This is a genomic window from Vreelandella arcis, from assembly GCF_900103865.1.
Classification (GTDB): domain Bacteria; phylum Pseudomonadota; class Gammaproteobacteria; order Pseudomonadales; family Halomonadaceae; genus Vreelandella; species Vreelandella arcis.
This window is the reverse complement of record NZ_FNII01000006.1, coordinates 85,286-99,443: the sequence shown is the minus strand read 5'-3', so window position 1 is coordinate 99,443 and position 14,158 is coordinate 85,286. Positions and strand designations below refer to the sequence as shown.

General features: G+C 57.9%; 12 protein-coding genes. 9 read left to right on the top strand and 3 right to left on the bottom strand.

What is annotated here, in order from left to right; genetic code table 11:
* Nucleotides 1-12: 12 nt before the first annotated feature.
* The 3 genes from BLR97_RS08700 to BLR97_RS08690 are packed head-to-tail and all read right to left on the bottom strand — an operon-like array spanning nucleotide 13 to nucleotide 3,042.
* On the bottom strand, nucleotides 13-1,485 hold the full coding sequence (locus tag BLR97_RS08700) for a tripartite tricarboxylate transporter permease (RefSeq protein WP_089705032.1): 1,473 nt from the start codon (nucleotides 1,483-1,485) through the stop codon (nucleotides 13-15).
* Nucleotides 1,486-1,513: 28 nt separating this feature from the next.
* Nucleotides 1,514-2,017, bottom strand: coding sequence for a tripartite tricarboxylate transporter TctB family protein (locus tag BLR97_RS08695; protein ID WP_089705029.1), 504 nt, complete (start codon nucleotides 2,015-2,017; stop codon nucleotides 1,514-1,516).
* Nucleotides 2,018-2,076: 59 nt separating this feature from the next.
* Nucleotides 2,077-3,042, bottom strand: coding sequence for a Bug family tripartite tricarboxylate transporter substrate binding protein (locus tag BLR97_RS08690; protein WP_089705026.1), 966 nt, complete (start codon nucleotides 3,040-3,042; stop codon nucleotides 2,077-2,079).
* Nucleotides 3,043-3,327: 285 nt separating this feature from the next.
* Between BLR97_RS08690 and BLR97_RS08685 the strand changes: the two genes are divergently transcribed.
* The 9 genes from BLR97_RS08685 (at nucleotide 3,328) to BLR97_RS08645 (ending at nucleotide 14,155) form a co-directional block, all read left to right on the top strand.
* Nucleotides 3,328-4,251 carry a LysR family transcriptional regulator gene (locus tag BLR97_RS08685; protein WP_089705023.1) on the top strand — a complete coding sequence of 308 codons (924 nt, stop codon included), beginning with the start codon at nucleotides 3,328-3,330 and terminating at the stop codon, nucleotides 4,249-4,251.
* Between the two features lie 417 nt (nucleotides 4,252-4,668).
* Nucleotides 4,669-5,241: a chromate transporter gene (locus tag BLR97_RS08680; protein ID WP_089705018.1), complete on the top strand. Its 573-nt coding sequence runs from the start codon at nucleotides 4,669-4,671 to the stop codon at nucleotides 5,239-5,241.
* Nucleotides 5,238-5,768 carry a chromate transporter gene (locus BLR97_RS08675; protein ID WP_089705015.1) on the top strand — a complete coding sequence of 177 codons (531 nt, stop codon included), beginning with the start codon at nucleotides 5,238-5,240 and terminating at the stop codon, nucleotides 5,766-5,768. Before BLR97_RS08680 ends, BLR97_RS08675 begins: the two co-directional genes overlap by 4 nt.
* Nucleotides 5,769-5,902: 134 nt before the next feature.
* A complete protein-coding gene (locus BLR97_RS08670; protein ID WP_089705012.1) occupies nucleotides 5,903-7,510 on the top strand; it encodes a gamma-glutamyltransferase family protein in 1,608 nt (535 codons plus the stop codon).
* Between the two features lie 72 nt (nucleotides 7,511-7,582).
* A complete protein-coding gene (locus BLR97_RS08665; RefSeq protein ID WP_089705010.1) occupies nucleotides 7,583-8,581 on the top strand; it encodes a Bug family tripartite tricarboxylate transporter substrate binding protein in 999 nt (332 codons plus the stop codon).
* Complete coding sequence (locus tag BLR97_RS08660; RefSeq protein ID WP_089705007.1) at nucleotides 8,578-9,117, top strand: tripartite tricarboxylate transporter TctB family protein; 540 nt, start codon at nucleotides 8,578-8,580, stop codon at nucleotides 9,115-9,117. Before BLR97_RS08665 ends, BLR97_RS08660 begins: the two co-directional genes overlap by 4 nt.
* A 36-nt stretch (nucleotides 9,118-9,153) precedes the next feature.
* Entirely contained in the window at nucleotides 9,154-10,659 is a 1,506-nt protein-coding gene (locus BLR97_RS08655; RefSeq protein ID WP_089705004.1) for a tripartite tricarboxylate transporter permease, read from the top strand.
* 490 nt (nucleotides 10,660-11,149) lie between these two features.
* Nucleotides 11,150-12,046 (top strand): glycine betaine ABC transporter substrate-binding protein, encoded by an 897-nt coding sequence (locus BLR97_RS08650; protein ID WP_089705000.1) that lies wholly within the window; start codon nucleotides 11,150-11,152, stop codon nucleotides 12,044-12,046.
* A 69-nt stretch (nucleotides 12,047-12,115) separates the two neighbouring features.
* A complete protein-coding gene (locus BLR97_RS08645; protein WP_089704998.1) occupies nucleotides 12,116-14,155 on the top strand; it encodes a CocE/NonD family hydrolase in 2,040 nt (679 codons plus the stop codon).
* Nucleotides 14,156-14,158 lie beyond the last annotated feature (3 nt).

Here is a 14,158-nt window from a genome sequence, read left to right as displayed (position 1 = left end):
AATGGGTATGTCTCAAGACTTGGCTTTCTTGAGCTGCTGGCGAATCGTGATCACGATCGCGAAAACCGCCAGCGAGGCGAACAACCAAGTGATAGGCGATGAAATCAGAATGCTCGGATCACCTCGGGAGATGGCAAGCGCCCGGCGGAGGTTTTCCTCCAACATTGGCCCCAGGATGAAGGCGATCAGAAACGGGGCTGCGGGGATAGCGAGCAAGAACATGAAGAAACCGAACACACCCATGGCCAGCAACACGATGACGTCGTACATGCTGTTGGAAATCGAGAAGATGCCAAATAGGCACAAAATCAGGACGATGGGTGCCATTAGCCCCGGCGGAATCCGCGAAATGTGCGAGAAAAAGCGCATGGTGGCCTTACCAGCGCCGAATAGCAGAACCGACGAGAACAGCATGCCGATAAACAACATGTAGACTTCGTGAAGATTGGTCTCGAACAGCATCGGGCCCGGTGTCATTCCGTGAATCATAAAGGCACCAAGCATTACCCCAGTGATCACATCGCCTGGCACACCAAGCGCCAAAAGCGGGATCATCGTCGAGCCGCAGCAGCCATTATTGGCTGACTCAGAAGCAGCAATACCCTCTACCTCGCCTTTACCAAAGTTTTCGCCATTCTTGGAGCTGCGCTGGGCCTCACCGTAGGATGAAAACGCCGCCGCTGACGGCCCAATACCGGGTATTGCACCCATGATCACACCGATCATGCTTCCTTTAAGCATTGACTTCAGAGAACGGCGAAACTCTTCGCGGGTAACGCGATTGTCGCCAAGCTGCATGGCTTTCTGGGTATCAGTATTGCGAAACACCACTATTTTAAGCAGCTCAGGAATCGCGAACAGCCCGATTAACACCGGAGCCACAGCCAGGCCGCCCCGCATGTCCATGGTAAGGTCGAAACGGAAGGAGCCGTACATATCCTCACCGACGGTTGCCAACAACAGTCCCAGGCAAGCAGATACCAGCCCCAGAATAAGCGAGCGACCCGAGACCCCAGACACCATAGTCAGTGCGAACACCATCAACATAAAGTATTCGGGCGGCCCGATTCGCAGAGCAAGTAGGGCAAGCGGTGCAGCAATAAAGATCAACGAGATATTGGAGATAAAGTCACCCGTGCACGACGAGTAGAGCGCCATGTTGAGTGCCTTACCGGCCTTCCCCTGGCGAGCTAGCGGGTAACCATCCAGGGTTGTACAGGCTGCCGACGCAGTGCCAGGCGTCTTGATGAGAATCGCTGACACCGAGCCGCCGTAAGTCGACCCCTTGTAGAGCGCGACCAGCAGCAGAATGCTGGGAATTGGCTGCATGTAAAAAGTGAATGGCAGCGCCAGAGTTACGGCCATCGTACCGGTCATGCCAGGAATGGCGCCGATGATCACGCCGCCCCAGATACCCGCGGCCATGATCAGGAAATTTTCGATCGTTGCGACTGCCTGAAAGGCAATCAACAGGTCATTGAGCATGGTGATGGTTCCTGTAGTGCGCGGTGCGTCAGAGGCCTAAAGCTCTGAGCAAAGTGCCGGCAGGGAAGCGCGTATTGAGCGCGCTGGAGAAGAACAGATAGAGCAAAAGCGGTAGCGCCACGGCAACGCTCAACGATATCCATTTATGGCGCCAGTAGCCTGTCAGCACGAGCACTGCACCCAGTAGCAGGATGCAGGCTAGAAGAAAGCCAAGCAGCTCAACAGCAACCACGAATACCGCGAAGGCCAGCACTGCGAAGCCGAAACGTACCAGCAATGTTCCCAATGGCGTATCACCACGGATCTCACTGGCCGCATCGGGGTCGGCGATTGCCTCGGTTGTCTTCGATAGCGACAGCCCAAGCAACAGTAGGCCGAGCACCATTCCAAGAATCGAGACCACCCGCGGCCACATATCCGGGGGTGGTGCAAACCCGGGAATGAAGCTGGGTCGGGGCACATAGATAGGGATCATCACAAACAACACGATCCCAAACAGCACCGTTACCATCACGCCGCGTGTAATACCCATATGCCCCTCCCGATGCTTGTTATAGTTTCCTCAGCCGGATGTCTTACGTCCGCCACTGATCACTCCAGGTAGCCAAACTCTTCGGCAAGATTGCGATAGAACTCATACTGTTCCTGGGCATAAGACGTCATATCGACACTACCGATGGTTGAGATCGAACCACGGTCTTCAGCACGGCTCAGCCAGCTATCGCTCTCAGCGACCTCTTCTAATACGTCTTCCCAAGTAGTCACCACCTCTTCCGGCAGGTTGGGCGGACCGTACAGCGCGCTCCAGCCCACAACTTGTCCAGCCAGTTCATAGCCAAGCTCTTCAGCGGTGGGGACATCAGGCAACGAGTCCATGCGCTCCGGTGCGTAGACCATCAGGGGACGCATATCGCCGCTCTCAATGTGCGGCATAAGTGACCCGGCAGCGATCGCCAAGAAATCAACATGCCCGCCGAGCAGCGCGGTTGCCAAAGCACCACCACCACGGAATGGCACCAGCGTCGCCGCAGAAAGCGGATCCATTCCAGCGTCGGAAAGAAGTGTCTGTACGGTAAAGCCATCAATAGCAGTCGCGCCTGAAGCCGCATAGGCCATAGCGCCTGGATTGCTCTCGACTCCTTCAAGTAACTCCTCGACACTTTCATAGGGAGAATCTTCGGCCACCGCCAGAATCATCGGTGTGGCTTCTAGAGAACCCAGAAAAGTGTACTCGTCCCAATCGACGCTGCTGTTAGCATTTACAGCAGGCGAAAGCGCCATACCCACGCGGGCCAGCAGCAGGGTGTAACCATCAGGTTCAGACTCTGATACGGCACGGGCACCAGACATACCGCCAGCGCCAGACTGATTTGACACGGTAATCGGCTCGCCGAGGAACTCGCGAGCAGATTCAGCCAATGCCCGTCCAGCGAGGTCGGAGGCGCCACCAGGCCCATAGGGCACGACCAAGGTAACGGCTTCGGACGGATAGCTTTGTGCATGAGCCGTACAAGTCACCAATAGGCTCACTGCGGCTAGGTTCAATATGCGTTTCATTCCTGTCTCCTTGATTATTTTTGCTTGCGCTACGTCTGGCGCACCAAACGGCATAAGCCAGACGAACAGTCTCAGCATAGACAGCTATGAAAAAAAATTCAATAAATCGCTTCAGAATGCATTATAGTACTAGCAAGGTCGCAAAACTGCATGCCAGAACGAGATTGGGCGATGTGAGTTGTTAATGGGTAAGGCAGGCCGGACTTAGGGTACGGTGTGTTTAAGAGGTACAAACGGCCAGCACTGTCAAAGTGACTACCTGGCTACAATGTTTCGGGAGGAACAATGAAACTCAAAGAAATTGAAGCCTTCGATGCCTTCATGAAGCACGGCACGACCAAGGCTGCCGCCGATGCACTGGCGATCAGTCAATCAATGGTCAGCCGCCTGCTCAGCGGGCTGGAGGAAGAGGTGGGATTCGTCCTGTTCAAGCGAACACGCAACCAGATTGAACCAACTGCTGAGGCGTTCGCCTTCCATGACTCAGCGCTTCGATTAATCTCGAGCATCCGTGACACTCAAAAAGATGCTGAAGCCATCGCAAACAATCAGATCGGCAATGTCGTGATCGCTGCACAACCGATCTTTTGCGATACGTTCCTGCTTGATGTGGTTAAACGTTTCAAAGAGCGACACCCCAAAGTAGGGGTTCGCTTGATCGATGTGGGAATGCAGGAACTACTTAAGATGATCGACAACAACACCTGCGATATGGCGCTTGGCATTACCCTTGAAGCCGATACCTATGGTGCCAGCGTCACTAGCTTAGCGCGCTGTTCTGCCCGCTGTATCATGCATCGAAAGCATCCCTTGGCAGCGCTCGACATCGTTCCTATTACCAGCCTACAGAACCAGACCTTCATTGAACTGATGCCTGACAGCCCGCTGCGATCCCGGGTTGACTACATCATGCAAACCATTGATATAAAAAGAAACATTGCGGCAGAAATTCGTCCTATGCGCGGCGTCTGTGCGCTGGTCGATCGAGGTGTGGGCATTGCCGTCGTTGACCCCATTGCGGAACTATTGCTGCCAGGTACTGATGTAGTATCTAAACCTCTTGACCCAACAATAGAGTGGGAAATTGCACTTCTAAAATCTAAACGCCGACCGCTGAGTAATGTCTCCGCTGCCTTTTACGATGAACTACAAAAAGAGATTGCGAATTTAATAGGCATGGGCATCATGCAGGAAAGGCGACATGTGTAGATAAATAGAGACCAGCGCAAAGAGCCCCCGCCACTGCAGTATCGCCCGACACGTCGGAGGCCCACAAGGGCTGGGTACGACACCAACGAGGCAGTCACTCGAGTGCCACAACTATGCCTGCCGACGTTCAGGCGATCAAAGCCTGCGGCGTTACCTTCCCCATCCACTTAATCGAACGGGTAATCGAGAAGCAACTGCCAGTAACACCATTCCTGCCACCGAAGTGCGCCATAAACTTCAGGTTTGCGTTCGAAGATACCCATCCTACCTCCGTGTGCCTCTTTACACTGAAGGTTGACGTTACTTTCTGCCGCAATCTATATTTTAAATAGAATAATCGATTTTTTTGACAGAAAAGATAACACCAATGCCAAAATCAATTTTACGTGCTGACATCCTGCTGTCGGAGGCTCACGCATGACTGAGCAGTCTCCGGCCCCACTCAGCAAGCTATTCTGGGCCTTTACTCGCATTGGCCTACTGGGCTTCGGTGGCGGACCGGCCATGATTCCCCTCGTCCGCGATGAAGTTGTCACCCGCCATCGCTGGATGGATGACGATGCCTTCGCCGATGTGCTCGCCATTGCCAATACCCTCCCCGGCCCCATCGCCACCAAGATGCCTGGATACATTGGCTATCGCATCGGTGGCATCGCGGGGTGTGTCATCGCGGTAGCGGCCGTCATCGTGCCCATGGTACTTGCCATGATCCTGTTGCTGGGTCTGTTCAGCCGCTATCGCGACGTCACCTGGATCCGTGGGATGAGCTACGCCGTCATTCCCGTGGTCATGGTCATGATGGGCCAACTGACGCTGGACTTCTGGAACAAATCACGTGTCTCTTTGGGCCCTTGGACGAGCCTTGCCATGGGCGCGGGGGCAGGCGTGCTCATCTACCTGCTTGGCCTTCACCCCGGCTGGATCATCGGTGCCCTGCTGCTGACCGCGATGCTCGCCCCTGAGCCGCGCCGTAAAGAGGTCAGCAAATGATCTACTGGGAGCTTTTTCTCGCCTTCTTTATTCCCAACATCATCGGCTATGGCGGAGGCCCTGCCATCATTCCGCTCATCGAGGCAGAAGTTGTCGGCCGCTATGGCTGGATGACCGCTCAAGAATTTGCGGAGACCCTGGCGCTGGGTAACGCTCTCCCAAGCCCTATCGCCACCAAGATGGCTGGCCAGATTGGTTTTGATGTCGCCGGCGCTGGCGGTGCGTTGGTCGCCGTGCTGGCCACGGTGGTGCCTTCACTGCTGTTGATGCTGGGCGCACTGGGGCTTCTCTATCGATATCGTGACTCACCTCGCGTCAAGCGAATGAGCCAGTGGGTACGGCCGGTCATCGCCATGATGATGGCTTGGCTTACCTGGGGCTTTTTCAGCGAAGGATTAAAGACGGCAGGCCTGATCCACACCCTGTTGATCGGCGCCGTAGCGGCGCTGGCGTTGCTGAGACTGCGTATTCACCCTGCCTTCGTTGTGATGGCCGCCCTGGCCTATGGAGGGCTCTTCCTTGGATAAAAAGTCATGAAAGGAGTGAGAGCCCCCGCACCACCACACCACGTTCGTTGCTGCCCGACGCGTATCAACGTCAAGTTTCAGCGCTCTAGGACCGAACGGCCATAGCGCACGCAAGACACAAAGAGGAATCAAGTATGCAATTCGATGCGCATTATTACCCAAGCCCCTCCCGCCGCATGGCAACCTTTGGCCGTCGTGGCATGGTCGCCACCTCACAGAGCCTCGGCGCCGAAGCCGGCATGCAGATCCTGCGTCAAGGCGGTAATGCCGTCGATGCAGCGATCGCCACCGCTGCCGCCCTCACCGTGGTAGAGCCGACCTCCAACGGGCTGGGGAGTGATGCCTTCGCCATCGTCTGGATGAATGGTGAGCTCCACGGCCTGAATGCCAGTGGCCCGGCGCCACAGTCAGCCACGATTGAGGCCGTCAAAGGACTGGGGCACGACACCATGCCGGAGCACGGTCTCATTCCCGTGACAGTTCCTGGTGCTCCAGCCGCATGGGCCACGCTATCCGAACGTTTTGGGCGCCTGCCTTTTGCTGATCTTCTGGCACCAGCCATTACCCTGGCAGAAGAAGGATTCCCGATCTCCCCCTTAGTCAACCAGCTGTGGGAGGACGCCTATAAGGCCTTCAGCCGCTACGATGCTGCAGCCTTTCAGCCCTGGTTCGACACCTTCGCTCCCAAAGGCCATGCGCCCCGGCCAGGCGAGATGTGGTCTTCCGCTGGTCATGCTCACAGCCTTCGCATGATTGCTGAAACCCACGCCCGTGCCTTCTATGAAGGGGAACTGGCCGATCGCATCGACGCCTTCTCCCGTGAGCACGGAGGACTGCTGCGCAAAGAGGACCTCTCAGCCTTTGCGCCTGAGTGGGTAACCCCCATCAGCACCCGCTATCGCGACCATGAGATCTGGGAGATCCCGCCCAACGGCTGCGGCATGATTGCGCTTCAGGCACTCGGCATGCTGGAACACCTTGGTGAAGAAGGAAGGGATCCTGTTGAGACGCTGCATCGCCGCATTGAGGCCACTAAACTGGCTTATGTGGACGGGCTGCATCACATCACGGACCCGGAGGCAATGAAGCCAAGCGTCACCCAAATGCTCGACGCTGACTACCTCAAGCGACGTGCTGCCACCATTGGTGAAAAGGCAATGGATCCGGTGCATGGCAACCCCATCACCGGTGGAACGGTCTATCTCGCCACAGCGGATGAAGAAGGCAACATGGTGTCCTTCATCCAGAGCAACTTTAAAGGCTTCGGTTCAGGCATCGTTATCCCGGGCACGGGCATCAGCCTCCAGAACCGCGGCTGGTCCTTCAAGCTAGACGAGGGGCATACCAACGCTCTGGCGCCTGGCAAACGCACCTACCACACCATTATTCCTGGGTTTATCACCCGCAACGGCCAGGCAGTTGGGCCGTTCGGGGTCATGGGCGGCTTCATGCAACCCCAAGGGCATGTCCAGGTCATCACCGGGATGCTCGATGACGCCCTGAACCCTCAGGCGGCGCTAGACATGCCACGCTGGCAGTGGACGGAAGGCCGCACTGTCGAAGTCGAGCCCAACTTTCCTGACCACTTGGCGCAGGCACTCGCGCGTCGGGGTCATCATATCGTCAAGAAAGCAGATTCTGTGAGTTTCGGTCGCGGGCAGATCATACTGCGCGACGCGGAAACCGGGGTGCTCTGCGGCGGCACTGAGCCCCGTACCGACGCCGCGGTACTGCCCTGGTAACAGCCCGGGCATGATGCCGAGCGAAACGATTTTGCGGTCGGCAATGCAACCAAAAAGACAAGGAGATTCACCATGCAAGCTGGACATTCTAAAGCCAATGACACCGACTCCCCCTGGTCGCGCCGAGTTCTCACCGCCGTGGCCGGTTCTGTGCTTGCCGTTGGCTGTGCCTCGGCGAGCGCACAGGAAGCCACCTACCCTGAAGACCCCGTCGAGTTCATCGTGCCCTGGGGGCCGGGTGGCGGTAGCGACATTCTGATGCGTCTAGTCTCCAACCACATTGAGGATCACCTGGGTCAACCGCTTCCGGTTATCAACATGCCAGGCGTCAGTGGGACAGTGGGCCTTGCTGACCTGGCTGAACGTCCCGACGATGGGTACACGGTCGGCCAGATCCATGATGGCTTCCTGGTCTCTCACCATACCGGACTGACTCCGCTCAACTGGGACGACTTCGAACCTGTCGGTTCGATGACCGCCTCACCGCAGTACCTCACCGTCAATCCGGACAAAGGCTGGGAGACGATGGAAGACTTCGTCGACTATGCCCGAGAAAACCCTGGGGAAATTCGTTTCGGGGTGACCCTCGGCGGCGTTCCTCACCTTCACGCCGCGATGATCGCTGAAGCCGAGGATCTGGAATTCCGCTTCGTCGGCTTTGAAGGCACCGGCGAGCGCATCCGCGCCTTGGTAGGCGGGCACATCGATGCCGCCATGGGCGACATTGCCTCCAGTAATCAGTTTGTCGAGAACGACGATCTGTCGTTCCTGGCGGTGGGCCACACCGAGCGCATGGCCCAGACCCCCGATGTACCGACCATGATGGAACTCGGCTACGAAGACCTGCAGCTATCGATCCTCCGGGGGCTTATCGCGCCGAAGGGTACACCGGAAGATCGCATCGATGTACTAGCGGCAGCGCTGGAAGCCACCTCCAACGATGAGGACTTTGTCCGCGCCGTTAACAATTCAGGCGCTGAGGTTCAGTTCATGGGGCCCGACGACTTCCGAGCCCACCTGGAACGTCTCGATGCCACAGTTGAACGCCTCGCAGGGCAGTTGCAGCAATGAGTGATGCAAATCACAACGCCCGGTCATTGGATGACCGGGCTCATATCGACGCTAAGCGAGCCAAGGCGTGGGGGCATATCATTTTCAATGCCATCCTTGCCTTGTTGTTCGCATTCATGTTTGTGCGCGCAGGTGAGCTTCCCTCTTCGATGTGGGAGCCCATGGGGGCAGGTACCTTCCCCAGGATTGTGCTTGCGTTCCTGGTTGTTTTTAACGTGATGATCATCATCAAGGAGCTGCCCAGCCTTAAGCAGACATCGGCACTCTCACAGGGCGCCGTTCGCGCGTGGCTGATAGAGCACCGGCTCGCCTTTGGGGTGCTGATCCTGTTCGGCCTGATGACGGCAGCCGTTCCTATTCTTGGCTTTCGCTGGGCCAGCCTTCCCTTTCTGATCGTCTGCCAGTATCTACTGGGGGCACGCAGCACCAAGGCATTGGTCATTGCGACGGTCATCGCACTAGCACTGTCGTTCGGCCTGGAAAGCCTGTTCCGCCATGTTTTCACCATCTCACTGCCACGCGGCATGTGGGGCTGAGCACCACGACCGGGACACCGTTACAAGGAACCTCTCATGCTAGAAGCCATCCTTTTAGGGGCTGATCAGCTCTTTACCTTTACGACCATGCTCACCATGCTGGTGGGGGTAACGGTGGGCGTCATCGCTGCCGCGATTCCAGGCTTCACCATCACCATGGCGATTGTCCTGACCCTGCCGCTGACGTTCACCATGCCGCCTCTGCAAGGCGTGTCGACCATGCTGGCCGTGTACATAGGTGGCTACACGGGTGGCATGATCAGTGCGGCGTTGCTGGGCATCCCCGGTACCCCCTCCGCCGTGGCCACTACTTTTGATGCCTTTCCCATGGCACGCAACGGTGAGCCGGGGAGAGCCTTGGCCTTGGGCATTTGGGCCTCGTTTTTCGGTACCCTGATCAGTACCTTGGTTCTCATTGCCGCTGCACCGCCCCTGGCACTCATTGCAGTGAAGCTGGGCGCATGGGAATACTTCTCACTCGTTGTATTTGCTCTGACCATCGTGGCAAGCCTGGTAGGACGCTCAATGGTACGCGGCCTGTTCGCCGGTCTACTGGGCCTGCTGATTGCCACCGTCGGCGCCGACCCGCTCATGGGCGTCACCCGATTTACCTTTGATTTGCGGTTGCTCTCGGCGGGTATTCCCTTCCTGGTAGTGCTGATCGGCATTTACGCCGTTAGTCAACTGCTGAAGGAAGTGGAAAACCCCGACCAGGTACAAAAGGGACGCCAACTGATCACCGGGCGTATCGAATTCCGCCCTTTTTCGGCCTTGCGTGAAGTCCTGAAGAATCCCATCAACCTGCTACGCTCGTCCATGGTCGGGGTATTCATCGGTGCCGTACCGGGGGCGGGTGGCAGCATCGCCAACCTCCTCGCATATGACCAGGCCAAGCGAGGCTCTCGTCATCCTGAAGACTTCGGCAAGGGCTGTAGCGAAGGTGTCATTGCCTCAGAGTCTGGGAACTCAGCCACATCCGGTGGCGGCTTGATTCCCATGATCGCGCTGGGGATTCCAGGTAGTGCCGTCGATGCCGTGCTGATGGCAGCGTTGATGGTTCACGGCATCGGGGTCGGCCCCCGCCTTATCATGGATAACGCCGATACGGTTTATGGCATGTTCATGGCCATGTTCGTCGCCGGCGCCATGATGCTGGTTGTCTGCCTACTAAGCATGCGTCTGTTCCTCAAGGTCACCAACATTCCAAAATCAGTCATCGTTCCGGTAGTGCTGACCTGCTGCCTGGTGGGCGCGTTTACCCTAAATAACCGAGTCACTGATATCTACCTGCTGCTGGGGATTGGCCTCGTTGGCTACATCATGACCAAGCTTGACTACCCGCTGGCCCCCCTGGTTCTTGGGGTGATCCTGGGTCCAATCGCCGAGACCAACCTGCGCCGTGCATTGATGACCAACGAAGACTGGACGCTTTTCTTTACCCGGCCTATCTCTGCAGTACTCCTGGGACTCGCGGTCATCTCCATCGCACTGGCCATTCGCTACCACTTACGACAAAACCGCCCAAGACCGGAAGACGCTTAGCCTCACACGGCCTCTAAAAGTAGATTGAGATATTATCCAGTGCTCACAAAATCCCCCGGCAGTTCAAAGTGCTGGGGGATTTTTTATCAATAAAATCGACCCGCTTCTCCTTCATCATCTATTCCGACCTCATCTACGAAACAAGGTCAACGTCCGTCAGACGCGAACCGGGTTACCCTCCTGGCCAAAGAGAAGGGTAGCTAATTATTTCAGTCACAAAGAGCCCAACTTGTTGAACGATCAGCAATGATCCAGTCACAGAAGCCGCAGGAAGAGGGTTTCGTAAGAGCTCAATTTATTGGGCGATAGGTTTCCCATGGCGGCACCAAACCGGTTTTCGGAGGACAGTCCTCGGGAGCCTAGACTCCAGTTACCGTTTAGAATTCGATATTGGTGGTATAACGTATCTTCATCAATCGACAGAGCTAAGCGTGCTATTTTGAATTACCACGAAAGTTGTATTTCATAAAAATAGAGGTATGTCGCTGCTATGAAACATCTCATCATGACACTCCTGACCACTCTGGGACTGGGCCTTTCCGCCACCACCACGACGGCACACGCACAAGATGGCCCCATCGTGGTCGGCGGCCTCAACTATACTGAGCATTTGATTCTCACCTCAGCCACCTTCCAGTTGCTGCAAGCCAAAGGCTACGACGTCGACAAGCGCGAGGGGCTGGGCACCTCGGTATTGCGCCAAGCGCAGGAAAACGGCCAAGTCGACCTCTATTGGGAATACACCGGCAACTCAGTGATCCTGTTCAATGACCAGCCACAACCCGATAATGCCGCCGAGACCTACGCCACTGCCAAGCGTCTGGACGGCGAGAAAGGCTTAGTCTGGCTGAATCCTTCGGACACAAACAACACCTACGCACTCGCCATGCGCGAGGCCGACGCCGAAAAACTCGACATCCATACCCTCTCTGATCTAGCCGCGGCGATGAACGATGGTGCCGACCTGACGCTCGCCTCTAATGCCGAATTCTATGCCCGCGAAGACGGCCTGCGGCCGCTTCAAGAGGCCTATGGGTTCGAGTTTCCCCGCTCGCGCGTCAAGCGCATGGATTCGGGGCTTACTTACAATGCGCTGCGTGAAGGCGAAGTCGACGTGGCGCTGGTATTCGCTACCGATGGCCGCAACGGTGCCTTCGACTTCGAGGTGCTCGACGACGACCAGCAGTTCTTCCCGGTCTACCAGTTGGCACCGGTGGTTCGCGAAGAAACGCTCGACGCCCACCCCGAACTGAGTCCCCTGCTCAACGATATGTCCGCCGCGTTGAACGATCCGACGCTAATTGACATCAATCGCCGAGTAGATGTCGATGATCAGAACATTGAAAGGGTCGCGAAAGACTTCCTGACCGAAAACGACCTGCTCTAACTCCCCACTCCGATCCCATCTTCTTTTCCGGGGGCGATGCTGGCATCGCCCCAAGTGACAGGACGCCCCATGTTTCCAAGTGGAAGCCAACCCGATTCCTGGGAAGTGCGTGACTTCCCGCACCCGATCGTCGAGGAACCGGCACTGTTCATTCCGCTGCCCGATGGCAGCCGACTCGCGGCACGGATGTGGCGGCCGGCCGACGCCGAGACCCATCCCGTGCCTGCAATCATCGAGTGCATCCCCTACCGCAAACGGGACGCCACCAGTGCCGACGACGAACGCATGCACCCATACTTCGCTGGCCACGGCTATGCAGCACTGCGTATCGACTTGCGTGGCAGCGGTGACTCGGACGGCGTGCTCGAGGACGAATACCTGGCGAGCGAGCAGGACGACATCGTCGCCGCAATCGCCTGGCTCGCCGAGCAACCCTGGTGCAGTGGCCGCGTCGGCATGCTGGGCATTTCCTGGGGCGGCTTCAACTCATTGCAGGTGGCCTCGCGCCAGCCGCCAGCGCTCGGCGCAATCATCGCCGTCGGCGCCACCGTCGACCGCTATCACGACGACGTGCACTACAAGGGCGGCTGTTTGCTCAACGAGAACTTCGGCTGGGCGGCCTCGTCGCTTTCGTTCATGTCGCGGCCGCCAGACCCCGCCTTACGCGACGACTGGCGCGAGCTCTGGCAGCACCGGCTCGCCCATCAACCCTTCGTTGCGGAGAACTGGTTCGAGCACCAGACACGCGATACCTACTGGCGCCATGGCTCGGTGTGCGAGGATTATTCGCGCCTGACGACGCCGACCTTGGCCGTTACCGGCTGGGCCGACGCCTACGTCAACTTCGTCGCCGAAATTCTCGAGCATGCGCCCTGCCCCCGGCGCGGCATCGTCGGCCCTTGGCCGCATGCCTATCCGCACCTGGCGATGCCGAGGCCAACCATCGGCTTCCTCCAAGAAGCGCTGCGCTGGTGGGATCACTGGCTGAAAGACCGTGACACAGGCATCATGGAAGAACCACTATATCGCGTGTTCTGTCCGTCCTTTTCCGAGGCCGATCCGCAACGGCTCGAAGTGCCCGGCGAATGGCTCGCCGAGACCCAATGGCCGAGCCCGCACATCGCCTCCCGCGCCCTGGCGCTGGGCAACGGTGAGCTGCAGGCCCCGGAAGACAGCACCGTCCGCCCCGGCGTAGTCAAACTGCGTGCGCCAGCAGACAACGGCCTACAATGTGGTGAATATATCCCCCACAGCAGCGGCCCCGAGATCGCCGGCGACCAGCGCGGCGACGACGCCCACTCGCTGACCTACGACACCGATCCGCTGGCGTCCGACTCGGTGATTCTGGGGCGCCCCACGCTATCGCTGCGGGTCAGCGTCGACCAGCCGCGCGCCAATCTGATCGTACGCTTGTGCGACGTCTCGCCCGAGGGCGTCTCGCAACGCGTCTCCTACGGCGTGCTCAATCTCTGCCACCGTGACAGTCACGTCACACCCTCCGAGGTGCCGTGCGATACGTCGCTCGACGTGACCGTGTCACTGAACCAGACCTGCTACCGCTTCATCGCCGGGCATCGGCTGCGCGTCTCGGTGACCACCGCCTACTGGCCGCTGGTCTGGCCGAGCCCTTATCCGGTGACGCTGACCCTGCATGAAGCCGACTCGCGCCTCACGCTGCCCCAACGTGCCTCGCACGACACACCGCCCGTGAAGTTCGAACCGGCAGTGTTTTCCGGGCCCATGCGGCATCAAGTCGTACGCGCAGGCGAACAGTCCCGAGACGTCACCCACTCGCTGACCGACGGCTGGACCCGACACGCCATCATCGACGACTTCGGTGAGATCGCCTATGACCACGGCCTGACCAACATCGCCTCGGCGGACGAGCGGTACGCTATCCATCCCGATGTGCCAGCCACTGCGACCATGAGCAAGAGCTGGCGTCAGGACTTCAGGCGCAACGGCTGGCACGTTCACACCGAGACCTGGGCGGAACTGAGCTGCGATGCCGAGTGGTTCTACCTGGAAGCACGTCTGCAGGCCTTTGATGAGGCCGAACGCTTTATCGACCGACGCTGGAAGACCCGACGCCGCCGACGCTGGGTGTAAGCC